This is a genomic window from uncultured Rikenella sp., assembly GCF_910577125.1.
Classification (GTDB): Bacteria; Bacteroidota; Bacteroidia; order Bacteroidales; family Rikenellaceae; genus Rikenella.
Window position 1 is genome coordinate 26,485 of the sequence record NZ_CAJTMN010000001.1, and the last position, 15,922, is coordinate 42,406.

The following is a 15,922-nucleotide window of genomic DNA, read 5'->3' on the forward strand; positions in this document are numbered from 1 at the left end:
CTAAATTTGTGCAAAATTAACGGTTTTTGATGGAGAAGGCAATAGCGATTTCGGAATTCGACTATCCGCTGTCGGACGAGCGGATCGCCCGCTTTCCGCTGGCGGATCGGGCCGATTCCAAACTCCTGCTCTACCGCGGAGGGACGATCGGTGAGAGTGTTTTTCGTCGTGTCGCCGATTTTCTGCCGGACGGCGTGACGGTCGTGTTCAACGATACGCGGGTGATTCGGGCGCGGCTGTTGTTCCACAAGGTGACGGGGGCTCGGATCGAGGTCTTCTGTCTCGAACCGGCCGAGCCGGCGGATTACGAACGGGCATTTGCGGTGCGGGGGGCTTGTGTGTGGCATTGTATCGTGGGAAACTCCAAAAAATGGAAAGAGGGGCCTTTGGCGATCGAATACGACGGGGGGATGTTATCGGCGGAACGCATGCCGGATGGGGGGGGAGCGGTGCGGTTTTCGTGGACATCGGAACATACGTTCGGCGAGCTGCTGGAGCTGCTGGGGCGGACACCGATACCGCCCTACCTGTGCCGCGAGAGCGAGGAGATCGACACGGTGCGCTACCAGACGGTCTATTCGCGGTGGGAGGGGTCGGTGGCGGCGCCGACCGCCGGGCTGCACTTCACGCCGGAGATCATCGCGTCGCTGCCGGAGCGGGGATTTCGGACGGAGCGGGTGACTCTGCATGTCGGTGCGGGGACTTTTCTGCCGGTCAAGGCGGCGGATGCCCGGGAGCATCATATGCACACCGAGGTGTTTCAGGTCGATTTGGCGACGCTCGAACGGCTGGCCGAAGCGATAAAAACGGCGGGGATCGTGGCGGTGGGGACGACGTCGGTGCGGACGCTGGAGTCGCTGGCGGTGCTGGGTGAGCGGGTGTTGCTTCGGGGGGATGCGGAACCGGAACGGGTGGTCGGCCAGTGGGAGGCTTACGAGAATGGGGCTACCTTGGCGAATGCTTCTGCACCTTTGGCGGCATTGGCCGGGTGGATGCGGAAACGGGGTTTGACGCATTTGCATGGTGCGACGGAGATTATGATCGTGCCGGGCTACCGGTGGCGGACGGTGCGGGGGCTGATCACCAACTTCCACCAGCCGCAGAGTACGCTGCTGCTCCTGATTTCGGCTTTGGTCGGAGAGCGATGGCGCGAGATCTATGCATACGCATTGGAGCACGGGTTCCGTTTTCTGAGTTACGGGGACTCGTCGCTGCTGTTGCCGGAAAAATAAGAAGATCGAAGACATGGAACAGGAAGTCTTATTAGTTTTGTTGAATGAATACGCCGACTGGGAGAGCGCGTTTCTGGCCGCCGGGTTGCGGACGGGAGGACGGTATGTGCCGCGCGTGGTGGGGCCGACGCGGGAGGTGGTGGTCTCGATCGGCGGTTTCCGGACTTTGCCGGATTATGATTTTCAAACCGTGCCGGAGGAGTACGCCGCGCTGGTGCTGATCGGCGGAACCGGATGGCAGTCGGAGGAGGCAAAGGGGGTTGTGGAGTTGGTGCAGAGTGCGCGGGAACGGGGCAAAGTGGTGGCGGGGATTTGCAATGGGGCTTCGTTTCTGGCGGCGCACGGCTTTCTGAATGACGTGCGGCATACGGGCAATACGCTGGAACAGTTGAAGCTGTGGGGCGGCGAGCGGTACACCAACGAGATGGGTTATGTGGAACGGCAGGCGGTGGCCGACGGGGGTATGGTAACGGCGAACGGGACGGGATATCTGGAGTTTTCTCGTGAGTTGCTGCTATTGCTGGAGGCCAATGCACCGGAGCGGATCGAGTCCGATTACGCTTTCCAGAAAAACGGGCTCTATACCGCCTGACCGGTGGTTGCATACAGATCGATGATGGTTTCACCGAACGAATTTCTGCCGACTTCGGCCAAGGAGGTGGCTGCGCGCGGGTGGGAAGAATTGGATGTCATTCTTTTCACCGGGGATGCGTATGTCGACCATCCGGCGTTCGGGGCGGCGGTGATCGGGCGACTGCTGGAGGCCGAGGGCTATCGGGTGGCGATTGTGCCGCAGCCGAACTGGCGCGACGACCTGCGGGATTTCCGGAAGCTGGGAAAACCGCGTCTGTTTTTCGGCGTGACGGCCGGGGCGATGGACTCGATGGTGAACCACTACACGGCCACGCGGCGCAGGCGGTCGGACGACGCTTACACGCCTGGCGGACGGGCCGGACAACGGCCGGACTACCCTACCCTCGTTTATACGCGGATTCTTAAGCAGCTCTATCCTGATGTGCCGGTGGTGATCGGGGGAATCGAGGCGTCGCTCAGGCGGCTGACCCATTACGACTATTGGGAGGATCGCTTGCGGCCGTCTTTCCTCGTCGAGAGCGGGGCGGATTTGCTGACCTACGGCATGGGCGACCGGGTGATGGTCGAGGTGGCCCGGCGGTTGCACAATGGATTCAACCTCAAACGGTTGGTGCGGTTACCGCAGGTGGCTTATCTCTCGGATCGGGCTCCGGAGGGGGCGTTCCTGCTGCATTCGTATGAAGCGTGTGTAGAGTCGCCGGAGAAGTTCGGCGAGAATTTCGTCCGGATCGAGACGGAGTCCAATCGGGTCGAGGCATCTGTTTTGGCGGAACGGGTCGGTGACCGGTATGTGGTGGTCAACCCGCCTTATCCTTATCTGACGGAAGCCGAGATGGATCACAGTTTCGACCTGCCATACACGCGGCTGCCCCACCCGCGATATCAGGGGAAGGGGGCGATTGCTGCGTATGAGATGATCAAACACTCGGTCAATCTGCATCGGGGGTGTTTCGGGGGGTGTAGCTTTTGTACCATATCGGCGCATCAGGGAAAATTCATCTCGTCGCGGAGCGAGGGATCGATTCTGCGCGAGGTGGAACGCATTACGCAGATGGCCGATTTTCGGGGAAATCTTTCCGATATCGGCGGTCCGTCGGCCAATATGTACCGGATGGGGGGACGGAACCGGGAGTTGTGCGGGCGGTGTACGAGGCCCTCGTGCATCTTTCCGAAAGTCTGTCCGAACTTGGATAACGACTACCGGCCGTTGTTGGAGCTCTACCGGAAGATTCGCAATATAAAAGGGGTGAAGCACGCCTATATCGGGAGTGGGATTCGGTACGACCTGTTCGACGGGTCGCCGTACCTGGACGAGGTGGTGAAGTACCACACGAGCGGGCGATTGAAGGTGGCGCCGGAGCACACGTCGGACAAAGTGTTGGGGTTGATGCGCAAACCGTCGTTCGCGCTTTTCGAGCAGCTGAACGAACGGTTCCGCGGGATTTGCGAACGCGAGGGGCTGCCGTACCAGTTGATACCTTACTTCATTTCGAGCCATCCGGGGTGTACGGAGGACGATATGCGGGAGCTGGCGGAGATTACTAAACGGCTGAACTTCCGGTTGGAACAGGTGCAGGATCTGACGCCGACGCCGATGACCTTGAGCTCGGTGATGTTCTACACGGGGATGAATCCGTATACGGGAGAACGACTCTACGTGGCCCGCACGCGGGAGGAGAAGGAGCGGCAGAAGGCCCATTTTTTCTGGTACAAACGGCCGGCGGCGGTTCGGCACGAAGGGGGCGTTAAGAAACGAAACGAAAGACCATGGCAGAATACAAACAAGATCCGGAAGCCAAAAAAATAGCAAACCGGCGCCGGGCGACGGAGTCGATCACGGCGGTGAGCCAGCAGATGGGGGTGACGCCTCCGCAGGCGGTGGAGCTGGAGGAGGCGGTGCTCGGGGCGTTGATGCTCGAAAAGCATGCGATTCTCGGGATTCAGGAGATACTGGTGCCCGAGTCGTTCTATCGCGAGGCGCATCAGATTATCTATCAGGCGATTCTCGACCTCTCGGCGCGGATCGAGCCGATCGACCTCTACACTGTCGGGCAGCAGCTTCAGAAAAAGGGGCAGCTGGCGATGGTGGGCGGGCCGGCCTATCTGGCGGAGCTGACCCAGAAGGTCGGGTCGGCGGCGCACCTGGAGTTTCACGCCAAGATCGTGGCGCAGAAGTATGTCCAGCGGCAGCTGATTTCGGCTTCCACGGAGATTCAGAAACAGTCGTTCGACGACTCGATCGACGTCGAGGAGTTGATCAATCAGGCGGAGCAGGCTATTTTCGTGATTGCGGAGGGGAATATCCGGCGCGACGTGCAGAGTGCGCGCGATATTGTGAGCAAGGCGATTCAGAAGATTGAGGAGGCGGCCCAGAAGCCGGACGGCCTGAGCGGGATTCCGAGCGGATTCACCGATTTGGACCGTTTGACGCTGGGGTGGCAGCCGTCGGACTTGGTGATTATCGCGGCGCGGCCGGCGATGGGGAAGACGGCTTTCGTGCTGACGATGGCGCGCAACATTTCGGTGGATTACCAGAAGGCGGTGGCGGTCTTTTCGCTGGAAATGAGCTCGGTACAGTTGATGACGCGTCTGATTATCGGCGAGTCGGGGCTCACGTCGGAGAATATCAAGAACGGCCGCCTCTCGCCGGACGAGTGGAAGCATCTCGAAACGTCGATCAAACCGTTGGCGGCGGCGCAGATGTTTATCGACGACACCCCTGCTCTTTCGATTTACGAGTTCCGTTCGAAGGTGCGGCGGCTCAAGGCGCAGCATAACATCGAGCTGGTGATTATCGACTACCTGCAGCTGATGACGGTCGGGACGACGGATAACCGGGGGAACCGGGAGCAGGAGGTGGCGACGATTTCGCGGACGCTCAAGGCGATTGCCAAGGAGTTGGACGTGCCGATTCTGGCGTTGTCGCAGCTGAGCCGTAACGTCGAGGCGCGGGGCGGGACGAAGCGTCCTCAGCTTTCGGACTTGCGCGAGTCGGGGGCGATCGAACAGGATGCCGATATCGTGGCGTTTATCCACCGGCCGGAGTATTACGGGATGACGATGGACGAGGACGGACAGCCTACTCAGGGGTTGGCGGAAATTATCGTGGCCAAGCACCGGAACGGGGCGGTGGATACGATCAAACTGCGTTTTCGGAAGGAGCAGGCGAAGTTCGTGGATTGGGACGATACGGGTTTTGGAGGCATCGCGGGCGGAGGGTTGGACGGATACAGCACGATTGCGTCGAGCGGTTTCGACTCCGATTTCGATGCGGGCGGACGTGTGGCGACCTTGGAAGGGCCTGCCGGGGGTTCGGGGCCGATCGATCCGTTCGCTTCGGCCGGCGGAGGATTCGACAGCGAACCGCCATTCTGATGAAAGCAGGAAACTTTCCAGCGATTTAACACAAAAAAAGTCTGGTAAGACTTCGGTCTTACCAGACTTTTTTTGTTCCCTGCAATATAGGATTCTGCGGAGAGAGGGGGATTCGAACCCCCGGTACAGATTACTCCGTACGGCAGTTTAGCAAACTGCTGGTTTCAGCCACTCACCCATCTCTCCCGAAAGGTGCTGAAAGCGGTACAAATGTAGAACTTTCGCTCCTTATTTCCAAATCAAAATCGAGGTTCTGTGCTAAATATTAGTGTTTGCTCACGTCGCCCGGTTTGCCGATGCTTTCGCGCATCGAGGTATCTGCCTGAATATTACGGATCTTATAGTAGTCCATAATACCCAGATTCCCGCTCCGGAAAGCTTCGGCGATCGCCATCGGAATGCCGGCCTCCGCTTCGATTACCTTAGCACGGGCCTCCTGTGCCTTCGCTTTCATCTCCTGCTCCAGCGCCACCGCCATGGCCCGTTTCTCTTCCGCCCGAGCCTGTGCGATGTTTTTGTCCGCATTGGCCTGATCCATCTGAAGGACGGCGCCTATGTTGCGTCCCACGTCGATGTCGGCGATGTCGATGGAGAGGATTTCAAAAGCGGTTCCCGCATCGAGTCCTTTTTCCAATACGACCCGGGAAATGAAGTCCGGATTCTCCATCACGCTCTTATGCGAGTCGGACGACCCGATCGACGAGACGATCCCCTCGCCCACCCTTGCCAGCACGGTCTCTTCGCCGGCCCCGCCGACCAGCTGTTTGATATTGGCCCGCACGGTCACCCGCGCCTTGGCGATCAGCTGAATCCCGTCCTTGGCCACCGCTGTCACCGGTGGAGTATTGATAACTTTCGGGTTGACAGACATCTGCACCGCTTCGAACACGTCCCGTCCTGCCAGGTCGATAGCCGTGGCCATCTTGAAATCGAGCGTGATATTGGCTTTTTGTGCCGAGACCAGTGCATGGACGACATTGGCGACATGTCCGCCCGCCAGATAATGCGCCTCCAGTTCGTTCGGATTGAGGTGCAGTCCGGCTTTCGTTCCTTCGATCATAGCCGATACGATCGTAGCCGGCGGCACTTTGCGCCAACGCATCAGAACCAGCTGCAACAGGCTGATCCGTACGCCGGAAACCAGGGCGGAGAACCAAAGGCCGACGGGAATGAAGTAGAGAATCAGCCACAGCAGAATAATGGCCACTGCGGCGATGATGATGGCGGTTGTCGAGATTTCCATATGTTTGTAAATGTATTTCGGTCTGTGCCCGGTTCGGTCAGAGCGGCCGGACGATGATGTTGGCGTTGTCGTATCCGATCACGACCACTTCGCGCCGCGGATCGATGTAGCTGTCCAACGATTTCGCTTCGAAGATCGTGTCGCCGATCTGCACTTTCCCCATCGGGGCCAGCCGGGTCAAGGTGTAGCCCTGTACACCCACTTCCACCTGTTTTTCGATCTCCACCGGCTGCACCTGCGAGTCGATATTGGTTTTCAAAGCGACCCGGTTCCATGTCTTCGGCCGCAAAAACAGCAAGGTCAGAATGCTCAAACAGAAGAGAATGATTCCGAGAACAATGAATCCGGTCACCAATCCTCCTCCTACGAACGCCCATGTCGCTGCCGCCACCAGGCAAATGAATGCCCCCACGGCTGCCAAGGTGATGCCCGGCAGGAGAACCAGTTCGGCGATGAAAAGCAGCAGGCCGAGCAGGATCAGCAGTGTAATCCAGAGTATCATAATGCCACGATTTTCATTTGGATATTCGGTTGATCGCCCAGCGCGCCGATCAGTGCCTCCGCCTCTTTCCGGGTGGCGAAGGCGCCGATGGAGTACACCACTTCATTCCCCGCCGTATTCCGCACGATGGTCGCTCCGGCCGCCCTGGCCTTGACAATCTCGCGAATGGCGGTCGAAAGTCTCTGTTCCGCCGGAATGATTTGCACGTTGAATCCCCCTTTTTGCTGCACGGCAGAGCCTGTCGATCCCGACCCCCCCTCGCGCGCAGCATCTGTCTTATTAGTCGCTTCGAGTGCCTTTGCTTTCACGGCCGTCGTGATCTTCCCGTCGGCATAAGCCACGACAGTGGCCCGGAATCCCCCCCGCACTAATTGTGCCGCTGCTGCGCTTGCCGCCGCATAGGTGTCGAAACCGCCTGCCAGATAACGCCACTGCCCGTTCGCCGTCTTTTGCGACATAATCGGCGTCATGCCTTTGAACACATCGATAGTTTTCGGCTGTGTCGTGTAACTGGCCAGTTGTACCGTGTAATAAACTCCTGACTTCGGCACATGGAGCGCCGGAATGTCCTCCACGGTCGTGTAGTTCCGTTCCGCCGGATTATCCGTTTTCACGACCGGTGCATAGATAACCAGACTCCGCGGTTCGAACCGGATGTCCCGATAGGTCATCTCTTCGGCCAGCTTCTCGGCCGAGTATTTCCCCCGTTCCGTCACTAATGAATCCTGCGCCGCAGCCAGTCCCAAGGCCTCTGCCATGGCAATTTCGTAATCGAGCATCAGCCGCTTTTGCAGCGGATAGGTCGCCACCAGCGGTGCGAGCTGTTCGCCCGCCCACCCCTCGGCACGTCGCACCTGACGGCTCTCCCGGTCGAGCTGTTCGAGCTGCAGCCGGTCGAGGGTGCCGATCTGATCGACCAGCACCGGATAGTTGTCCCGCTTCCGGTCGTAAATCACCAACCAGAGCCGTTCCATCAGGGCATCGACCTGTTCGATCTGCTCCTTGAGCTCTCCGGCGCGTCTCCACAGACTGTCGATGGCGATTTCGTCGTCCGCCGCTTCGTATTGCCGTTTTACGGTGGAAAGCTGGTCGTACAGCCCGGAGATCAACCGATTGATTTTCATGACTTCCGGCTCGATCCGAGGGCTCAATCCGAACAAAGTCCGATCGTTCCGGCTCAGATGTTCGACGAAAAACGGATTGTCGAACAAGGTTCGCTCTCCCGCAACGCCACTCTCCCCTTCTCCTTCGCCGCCCGGCGAGGCCTCCTCCTCTGCGTCCATATGTTCAAACAGATAGGCCTGTTCCATCTCCGCCACTCGTGCCGTAATTTTTCCGATCCTGCTCCGTATGTCGAAGAGTTCGCCCTCCAGCCGGACGATCTCCCCTCCGATCCGCTCCCGATCGTTTCCCTCTCCGAACAGTTGCCGGTTCCGTTCGATCAGCGACCGGGTGGAATCTTCGCGCGCTTTCAGTGCCTGTTGTTCCCGGAGCAACCGGGCATATTCCGCATTTTCGGTCAGCCCCGCCATCCGCACTCCCTGTGCGCACACGACTCCCGTTCCCGCCAGCCAGCACCAGCCGAACCATACGATACGGTATGAAATCTTTTTTATCATCGGTTGCAAACGCAAAATAGAGATTATTCCGGTCATTTCCAACTGCGGAGCATGAAAACGTGGAGAAATCCGAAAAATTCCAGACGCCCGAAGAGCATCAACCCCGTCAGCAACCATTTGGCGGCTGCGGGCAAGGCGCCGAAGTTGTCCAGGTTGCTGATTTTTCCGAATCCGGGCCCGACGTTGCTCAAGCTGGAGATGGCTGCGGTGAAGCTGGTCAGCAGGTCGATGTTCATCGCCGTGAGCAGCACGGTTCCGCCCAATGCACTCAGCATGTAAATGACGACCAGCAGGATGGCGGCATTGACCGTTCCGTCGTCCTGCGTGATGCCGTTTTGTTTGATGCGGATCACGGCGTTCGGATGTTGCAGCTTCAGCATTCGGGCCCGGATCGCTTTGAAAATCAGGAGCACGCGGTCGGCTTTGATCCCCCCGGAGGTCGATCCGGCCATCGAGCACTGGATCATGCAGTAGATGATGGTGATGATGGCCAGCGGAGGCCACAAGGCGTCGTTGGTCGAGGCGAATCCGGTGGTCGTGATGTGCGAGACGACCTGAAAGGTTCCGTAGCGTATCGCTTCGCCGAAGGTCGAGTAGTTGTGGTTCATCAGCAGCCCGGCTGCCACGATGGCGGTGCAGATAACGATCGAGAGGATATAAAATCGCGTGACTTCCGACCGGAACATGTTGTTGTGTTTGCCGCAGATGGTGGCGTAGACCAAGCCCATGTGTATCCCCGCAACGAGCATGAAAATCAGGACGATCGTCTCGATCACCACGCTGTCGTAGTACATGATGCTCTGGTTCCTGATACAGAACCCGCCGGTGGCGATGGTGGAGAAAGAGTTGGTCACGGCGTCGAACGGCTCCATACCGACCGCCGTCAGGGCGACCGTTTCGCACAGGGTCAGGCCGACGTAGACGAAGACGATGATTTTCAGGATTTTTTTCGTAGTGTACCGAAAGTTGTCTTTGGCCATCATTGACATTTCGGCACTCGTCAGGCTCATCTTCATTCGCCCCATCGAAGGCAGGATCACGAGGGCGAACAGCACGACGCCCACACCTCCGACCCAGTTGGTCGAGGCGCGCCAGAACAACAGCCCTTTCGGCAGAGCCTCGATATCGCTCAAAATAGTCGCGCCGGTGGTGGTGAATCCCGATGTGCTCTCGAACCAGGCGTCGGTCAGGGAGAATTCTCCGCCCCAGATCAGGTAGGGCAGCATGCCCAACAGGCAGGAGATCACCCAGGACATCGCCACGATCACGTAGCTCTCTTTGTTCGAGAGGTTGTGGTCGTTCGGCACGAAGATCAGGGGGAATGAACCGATGATCGAGGTGATGAGAAAGCTGACCAACAAGGGGTAGAATCCCGTATCGAAGCCGTTGAACAGCGAGATCAGGGCCGAAATCAGCATGAATGCGGCGTTGAACAGCAGCACCAGTCCGACATAGCGTATGACGACTCCGAATTTCATCGTTTCCCCGTTCTATTTCGTTTTTTTATGGGCCGAAACCAGAGCGGCGATGTTCTCCCGGAGGGTGTTGATTTCGTCCTGTGTGGCGACATTCACTTCGAACGGGAGGCGCGAATCGACGTATCCTTTCAAGGCGCGCGTGATCCGGAGCACCGGATCGAGAAAGTAGCTGTTCAGCATGAAGTAGAAGACCAGCAGCAGCAGAATGCCTCCTCCCAGGGCGATGATCCCGACCATCGAGGAGCGATAGGCGTTGCGTTCCAGCTGTGCCGTATAGTCGATGGTGCGCTCCTGGATTTGCACCATGAATTCCTTGATGGCGTAGGTCAGGTTGTAGTAGGATGTCTTGTAGACGTCCGTAAACCAGGTGATATCGGTCGTGTCGTCGGCCTGGGAGACGATGCTGTTGTAGTAGCGTGCCGCCGTGCGGATGGCCTCCAATTGCGACGGGTCGCGAAAGTCGGTTCCCACGCTCTGCAAAGCCTGTTCGAAGTCCCGGCCGCTTTTGACCAGCATCGAGTCGTAGATGGCGCCCGGGTTGTTGTGGGTAATCCGGAGCAGGAGTGCCGTATTTTGCTCCTGTACGGCATCGAGCATCTCTTTCGACCGTTCGATGCAGTTCTGGCTTCGCTCCAGCAGGTTGTGCGTCGTGCGGTTGAAGCGCACCAGTTCGAGCGACGAGATGATGCCCGACAGGAAAAGCAGGATGCCGATGGCCGTGAAACCCAGCCGGATTTTATGTTTGACCCCCATATGTTTTATCGTTCAGCTAAGCGACCGTAAAAATAGCTTTTTTTTCGTTCGGTTCAAGCACAGATTTCGACCGGATTTCCTTCGGGGTCTGCCACCGAGCTCTCATAAAATCCGTCTCCGGTTCTACGGGGCTCGGACAAAATACGATAGCCATCTGCTCTTAAATGTTCAGTTAAGGTATGTACCGCCTCTTCGGAGCCGACGGTGAAGGAGATGTGGCACCAGCCGAGGCCAGGTGTCGCGCCGCGTTCGACGACCTGCGTGCTCCGCATGATTTCGAGGGCCGCATCGCCCTCGAAACGGATGAAATAGGATTCGAAACCTTTGGTCGGATTGACATATTTCGGGCCGCTGCGGCCGTTGAAATAGGTTTCGTAAAAGGTGCGCACGGCTTCCAGATCGGCGCACCACAAGGCGGCGTGTCCCAGTTTCATGGCAAGGTGGAAATGTGTTGAAATAAACTTTGTAAAGTGCTCTTTTCCAGATATTCGGCCGGAAATCCGAGCAGGATGATCTTTCCGTTCCGCACTCCCGCTGTCGGCCACCCTTCCGAAACCAGCTGCCGGCTGCTCTCCGTCGGCTGCAAACGATCGAAAGTGGGGGTGAAATACCGATCCGTCCGTTTGGGTATCGGATTGGGGACGGTCTCGGTGAAAACGTATCCCAAGCCTTGCCGCATCTCGTCCGAAACAGCGGGATCGGAGCCGAGGTAACTGCCCGAAATCAACAGTGGAATCGAATCTTTAGTTATCTGTTGTAACTTGCTGTATAACTGCCGGTCAAAAATTTTGCACCGTTTTGGATAGCTTCGTTGGGCGCCCAGAATCAGATCGACGAGCCGGTAGTCGGTCGGGCGGATTGTCCGGCGGGAAAAAGCCGCGCGGGAGCAGCTGACGAACGAATAGCCGGCCGCCAGCAGCGCCTCGCCGTGCACGGCCGGATAGTCGAACGAGTTGCCGCCTGCACCGCCGGGAAACCAAGTCTCGGAAGAGCCGCCCCAGCCTGGCTGACGGTTGTCTTCGAACGGCGAGAAGGGGTCGAAGTTGGTCTGCGGCCCGATGATCGACAGGTCGTTGTAGTACGGAACGCCCGGGTCGGCCTCCATGTCGAATCCCAATAGTTTGCCTGATTTGTCGTGACGCAGGGCCGGCGGGCTGAGCCGGGTGAAACCGTTCACCACCAATGCCCTCCCCTGCTCTGCCGGGCTCAGGCCGACGGAAAGAATTTCGCTCGGGAAGCTCTCGCCTCCTTCGTTGATCGCTGTAATCCGGAAGCTGTACACCCGCCCGTCCCGCGGAATCGGCAGCTCTATCCGGGTGGAGCGTGTCTCGACTCCTTCGTCGAATACCCCGTCTGTCCCGCTGCGCCGACAGATGCGATACCGGTTCGGAACGGCTGTCGGTTCGAGCGGGTCGGCGGTCGGCCGCCATCCGATCCGAACGGAGTCTCCGGGGAGCGGTTCGGCATAGACCGACGATGGCGGTAGGGGTTGTACGATATATTTCTGTCCGTAGCGGTCGGCCAGAAAACGTAGCAGGCCTTTGTAAATCGCCCGCGCCATGTCGAACCGGAAGGTCGGATCCATCGCCAGCGCCATATCGGCGGCATTTTGGTGCGAGAACATCTCGATCAGCGTAGCCGGCATGTCCGGCCGCGAGATTTCGGCGTAGCTTTTGTCGTAGACCGCACGCCGTGTCCAGTGCGGTTCATGCCCTGCCCGGAGGTCGTTCACGATCTGGGTCTGCACCAGGTCGGCCAGGTCGCGGGCGGCCAGTTTGCTCTTCCCGTTTCGGTATTGGGCTCTCGTTCGGTCCGTATAGTGGATGGAGAGGGTGCCGACGATGGAGTCGCAGATGCCGGCGTCCGTATGCAGGCCGACGGCCGCGTCCAGCGGGATTTTTTTCTCGTACCGGATGTAGTTGCACCAGTCCCCGTTCCCCTTGAAGTTATCGATGTAGTCGAGCTGTGCTCCCTCTTCATTTTCAGGGGATAAGGTCTCCTGTGCGTAGATCGAGTCCGGCACGCCGCTGTATTGCATCCAATAGCGGGCCGCTTCGGCATAGCGTGCCACGTCGCTGGTCGTTTCTCCGCGCCGGATGTTGCCCCGGCCGCCGCCGATCTTCACGGCGTCGGCGGTCAGCGTACCTGCGGTCGCCTTTTCCGGAGCGCTCAGGACGATTTTCGAGGTGCTGTCGAGGTCGAACCGTCCCAGCCAGATCCACGTCGACCCGCCGATGCGTTGATTAACTTCGAATGCGGCGCAGCCGCCCGCATGGAAAACCGTGTAACGGGCGTTCGTCAGGTTCGTAGGCAAAGCTTTCCAGCTGACATAGACGCCGTAATTTCCCGGTCGATCTAAAGTGATGCGATAGGTCAATGAAGGCTTGAACTGGGTCGAGATATCGGCCTTTAATACGGTGCCTTGACGAAACGGATTCTGATTGTCTAAAGTGTCCGATATGGCAAACCCGAAATTTGTTTTTTCCCACTTTCCGACGGTGTCGATTCCTCGCCCTCCCTGCGCCGGGTTGTCATTGTCGAGGATGATTTCTTCGGGTTGCGGGTCGCGTTCGCGGGCCATGACGACGACCGCCCCGGCCTGCTCCAGCATGGGGGCGAGGTAGCGTGCGGCGAACTCCTGTGTATTGAGGTCTTCGATGGTGGTGAACAGCGGAGCACGCTGCCAGACCCAGGCCGAATCCCCCTCTTCGTAATATTTTCCGTGGCCTCCCCACAGGGCGATATGCCGTCCGCCCAATCCGAGACTATACCCCGAGCGATCGGCACGGCGGGTCAGCGGACGGATGTGGATCGGCGTGCTCGTGCGTTTCGGATCGCGCCCCTCTTTTGGACGGAAAGCATTGGGAATGAACCGTTCGGCCGGGATTTTGTAAGCGAAAAAGCGTACGTCGCACGTCTGATATGCCGTTCCCAGCGTTTTTCGCACCTCGTCGGCCCATTTTTCGAGCAGCTCCTGTCGGATGGCGATCTGGGCCAGCCCCACATTGCAATAGAGCTCCAGCCGCTTTTTATCGGGACTCAGTTTGACCCGCTCCAATACGACGCTCCGTATCGATTCGCTTCGCCACGGATCGAACAGTGCAGGGCGTTTCCCGAGTTTTTTCAGGATATTCTGCTGTTCGATTTTCAATTCAGCCCCTGAAAGCGCCGGTTCCGATGAAGTGGAATAAACTGCTGAAATCGAGAGAAATAATAATCCGGTCGATAAGAGAACAAATCGTCGCATCGTCAGAACTCCCCGGCCTCCAGCTCGGTCACCCGGTCGCCGTCGACCGTGAACCGCAGGGCGGTGCGTACCCCCTGGTATCCGTATCCCGCCGCGCCCGGGTTCATATGCAATAGATGATACTTTTTATCGTTCATTACTTTGAGGATGTGCGAATGGCCGCTGATGAAAAGGTCGGGGTGAACCTGTTCGATCCACATCCGCGCTTCGGGCTCGTAGCGCCCCGGATAGCCGCCGATGTGAGTCATGACGATGCTCAGATTTTCGCACACGATGTGCTGGAATTTCGGATAGACTGTCCGTACGCGGTAGTCGTCGATGTTGCCGTAGACCGCTTTCAGAGGGCGAAAGGCGGCGATTTCGTCGGCCAGCTCCAGCGACCCGATGTCGCCGGCGTGCCAGATCTCGCTCACCGGATCGAGAAAATGGCGGATTTTGTCGTCGAATGTGCCGTGGGTGTCGGAAATCAGTCCTATCTTGATCATGACGGAATCGCGCTATTGCGCACCAAAGTTATAATAATTTGAGAAACCGGAGTATCTTTGTATATCATGACGAGCAGCATACCATTAGCGGAGCGGATGCGTCCCACGACGTTGGATCAGTATATCGGCCAGGCCCATCTGGTCGGGCCGGAGGGGGTATTGCGCAAACTGGTGGCGTCGCGCAACCTCTCGTCTCTCATTCTGTGGGGGCCGCCGGGGGTGGGCAAGACGACGCTGGCCCAGATTATGGCCCGGTCATTGGAGCGTAAGTTTTTCACGCTCAGCGCAATCAATGCAGGGGTGAAGGAGGTGCGCGAGGTGTTGGAGAAGGCGAAGTCGAACCGATTTTTCGACTCGGCGCCGCCGGTGCTGTTTATCGACGAAATCCATCGGTTCAACAAGGCGCAGCAGGATTCGCTACTCGGAGCTGTCGAACAGGGGGTGGTGACCCTGATCGGGGCGACGACCGAGAATCCGTCGTTCGAGGTGATCCGGCCGCTGCTCTCGCGGTGTCAGGTCTATATTCTCAAACCGCTGGCGGAAGAGGATTTGCTGACGTTACTTGATCGGGTGATTAAGGAGGATATCTGCCTGAAAGAGGCGGATGTCCGTGTCGAGGAGACGGGGGCGTTGCTCGCGTTCAGCGGCGGCGATGCGCGGAAGCTGCTGAATATCGTCGATATGCTCTGCCGGATGGCGGAAGAGGGCGCGCCTGTGGTCATCAATGACGAGACGGTGCGTGGGGCTTTGCAGCAGAACGTCGCCCGGTATGACAAGGGGGGCGAGGAGCATTACGATGTGATTTCGGCCTTTATCAAGAGCGTGCGGGGGAGCGATCCGAATGCGGCGATCTACTATTTGGCACGGATGTTGGCGGGAGGCGAGGAGCCGCGGTTCATCGCGCGGCGATTGTGCATACTGGCCTCGGAGGATATCGGGCTGGCCAATCCGAACGCGCTGCTGCTGGCCGAGGCTTGTTTCAACACGGTGCATAACATCGGGATGCCGGAAGCGAGGATTACGCTGGCGCAGGCGACGATCTATCTGGCCACTTCACCGAAGAGCAACTCGGCCTACGTGGCGATCAACAAGGCTTTGGCGCAGGTCGAGCGGGAGGGATACCGGCCGGTGCCGCTGCATTTGCGGAACGCCCCTACCCCGCTGATGGAGAAGGCGGGATATGGGACGGGGTACAAGTATGCGCATGATTATCCGGGCCATTTTGTGGATCTGGAATTCATGCCGGAGGGGCTTGCGGGGACGCGGTTTTGGGAACCGGCCGAAAACCCGGCGGAAGAGAAATTGAAAGCCCGTATGGAAGAGTTGTGGGGTGGGAAATATTAGCCGCGGGGCTTGGATTTCGCGGAAAAACGGTTAAATTTACAGAAAAAAGC

The 15,922-nt window shown here is 58.3% G+C and carries 13 protein-coding genes and 1 tRNA gene; 5 read left to right on the plus strand and 9 right to left on the minus strand.

What is annotated here, in order from left to right; all coding sequences use genetic code 11:
- Positions 1-29 precede the first annotated feature (29 nt).
- The 4 genes from QZ292_RS00120 to dnaB are packed head-to-tail and all read left to right on the plus strand — an operon-like array spanning position 30 to position 5,201.
- Positions 30-1,232 carry an S-adenosylmethionine:tRNA ribosyltransferase-isomerase gene (locus QZ292_RS00120; protein ID WP_294596046.1) on the plus strand — a complete coding sequence of 401 codons (1,203 nt, stop codon included), beginning with the start codon at positions 30-32 and terminating at the stop codon, positions 1,230-1,232.
- A gap of 13 nt (positions 1,233-1,245) precedes the next feature.
- Positions 1,246-1,824: a type 1 glutamine amidotransferase family protein gene (locus QZ292_RS00125; RefSeq protein ID WP_294596049.1), complete on the plus strand. Its 579-nt coding sequence runs from the start codon at positions 1,246-1,248 to the stop codon at positions 1,822-1,824.
- A gap of 24 nt (positions 1,825-1,848) precedes the next feature.
- Positions 1,849-3,633: a YgiQ family radical SAM protein gene (locus QZ292_RS00130; protein ID WP_294596173.1), complete on the plus strand. Its 1,785-nt coding sequence runs from the start codon at positions 1,849-1,851 to the stop codon at positions 3,631-3,633.
- The gene (gene dnaB, locus QZ292_RS00135; protein WP_294596051.1) at positions 3,594-5,201 is read left to right on the plus strand and encodes a replicative DNA helicase; all 1,608 of its coding nucleotides are present in this window, start codon (positions 3,594-3,596) and stop codon (positions 5,199-5,201) included. The genes QZ292_RS00130 and dnaB overlap by 40 nt, the downstream gene beginning before the upstream one ends.
- A gap of 97 nt (positions 5,202-5,298) precedes the next feature.
- On the opposite strand, the gene QZ292_RS00140 is transcribed toward dnaB, so the two are convergent.
- From QZ292_RS00140 to QZ292_RS00180, 9 genes are all read right to left on the minus strand, one after another.
- A tRNA-Ser gene (locus QZ292_RS00140) sits at positions 5,299-5,387 on the minus strand.
- 79 nt (positions 5,388-5,466) lie between these two features.
- Positions 5,467-6,444 carry a flotillin-like protein FloA gene (gene floA / locus QZ292_RS00145; RefSeq protein ID WP_294596054.1) on the minus strand — a complete coding sequence of 326 codons (978 nt, stop codon included), beginning with the start codon at positions 6,442-6,444 and terminating at the stop codon, positions 5,467-5,469.
- A 37-nt stretch (positions 6,445-6,481) separates the two neighbouring features.
- Positions 6,482-6,946 carry an NfeD family protein gene (locus QZ292_RS00150; protein WP_294596057.1) on the minus strand — a complete coding sequence of 155 codons (465 nt, stop codon included), beginning with the start codon at positions 6,944-6,946 and terminating at the stop codon, positions 6,482-6,484.
- Positions 6,943-8,565, minus strand: coding sequence for an SPOR domain-containing protein (locus QZ292_RS00155; RefSeq protein WP_294596060.1), 1,623 nt, complete (start codon positions 8,563-8,565; stop codon positions 6,943-6,945). The genes QZ292_RS00150 and QZ292_RS00155 overlap by 4 nt, the downstream gene beginning before the upstream one ends.
- A gap of 32 nt (positions 8,566-8,597) precedes the next feature.
- Positions 8,598-10,043: a potassium transporter TrkG gene (locus tag QZ292_RS00160; protein WP_294596063.1), complete on the minus strand. Its 1,446-nt coding sequence runs from the start codon at positions 10,041-10,043 to the stop codon at positions 8,598-8,600.
- 12 nt (positions 10,044-10,055) lie between these two features.
- Entirely contained in the window at positions 10,056-10,796 is a 741-nt protein-coding gene (locus QZ292_RS00165; protein WP_294596067.1) for a hypothetical protein, read from the minus strand.
- A 53-nt stretch (positions 10,797-10,849) separates the two neighbouring features.
- Positions 10,850-11,230, minus strand: a complete 381-nt coding sequence (locus QZ292_RS00170; RefSeq protein ID WP_294596070.1) for a VOC family protein — start codon at positions 11,228-11,230, stop codon at positions 10,850-10,852.
- Positions 11,227-13,947 carry an N-acetylmuramoyl-L-alanine amidase gene (locus tag QZ292_RS00175; protein ID WP_294596073.1) on the minus strand — a complete coding sequence of 907 codons (2,721 nt, stop codon included), beginning with the start codon at positions 13,945-13,947 and terminating at the stop codon, positions 11,227-11,229. Before QZ292_RS00175 ends, QZ292_RS00170 begins: the two co-directional genes overlap by 4 nt.
- A 98-nt stretch (positions 13,948-14,045) precedes the next feature.
- On the minus strand, positions 14,046-14,528 hold the full coding sequence (locus QZ292_RS00180) for a metallophosphoesterase family protein (protein ID WP_294596076.1): 483 nt from the start codon (positions 14,526-14,528) through the stop codon (positions 14,046-14,048).
- A gap of 66 nt (positions 14,529-14,594) precedes the next feature.
- Here QZ292_RS00180 and QZ292_RS00185 point away from each other — a divergent pair, with 66 nt between their 5' ends.
- Positions 14,595-15,872 (plus strand): replication-associated recombination protein A, encoded by a 1,278-nt coding sequence (locus QZ292_RS00185; protein ID WP_294596175.1) that lies wholly within the window; start codon positions 14,595-14,597, stop codon positions 15,870-15,872.
- Positions 15,873-15,922 lie beyond the last annotated feature (50 nt).

Bases quoted from the DNA above. Each gene is read 5' to 3' on its own strand.
- QZ292_RS00150 (WP_294596057.1), bottom strand. From the start codon at position 6,946: ATGATACTCTGGATTACACTGCTGATCCTGCTCGGCCTGCTGCTTTTC.
- QZ292_RS00160 (WP_294596063.1), bottom strand. From the start codon at position 10,043: ATGAAATTCGGAGTCGTCATACGCTATGTCGGACTGGTGCTGCTGTTC.
- QZ292_RS00180 (WP_294596076.1), bottom strand. From the start codon at position 14,528: ATGATCAAGATAGGACTGATTTCCGACACCCACGGCACATTCGACGAC.
- QZ292_RS00170 (WP_294596070.1), bottom strand. From the start codon at position 11,230: ATGAAACTGGGACACGCCGCCTTGTGGTGCGCCGATCTGGAAGCCGTG.
- QZ292_RS00130 (WP_294596173.1), top strand. From the start codon at position 1,849: ATGGTTTCACCGAACGAATTTCTGCCGACTTCGGCCAAGGAGGTGGCT.
- QZ292_RS00185 (WP_294596175.1), top strand. From the start codon at position 14,595: ATGACGAGCAGCATACCATTAGCGGAGCGGATGCGTCCCACGACGTTG.
- QZ292_RS00165 (WP_294596067.1), bottom strand. From the start codon at position 10,796: ATGGGGGTCAAACATAAAATCCGGCTGGGTTTCACGGCCATCGGCATC.
- floA (WP_294596054.1), bottom strand. From the start codon at position 6,444: ATGGAAATCTCGACAACCGCCATCATCATCGCCGCAGTGGCCATTATT.
- QZ292_RS00120 (WP_294596046.1), top strand. From the start codon at position 30: ATGGAGAAGGCAATAGCGATTTCGGAATTCGACTATCCGCTGTCGGAC.
- QZ292_RS00125 (WP_294596049.1), top strand. From the start codon at position 1,246: ATGGAACAGGAAGTCTTATTAGTTTTGTTGAATGAATACGCCGACTGG.
- QZ292_RS00155 (WP_294596060.1), bottom strand. From the start codon at position 8,565: ATGATAAAAAAGATTTCATACCGTATCGTATGGTTCGGCTGGTGCTGG.
- dnaB (WP_294596051.1), top strand. From the start codon at position 3,594: ATGGCAGAATACAAACAAGATCCGGAAGCCAAAAAAATAGCAAACCGG.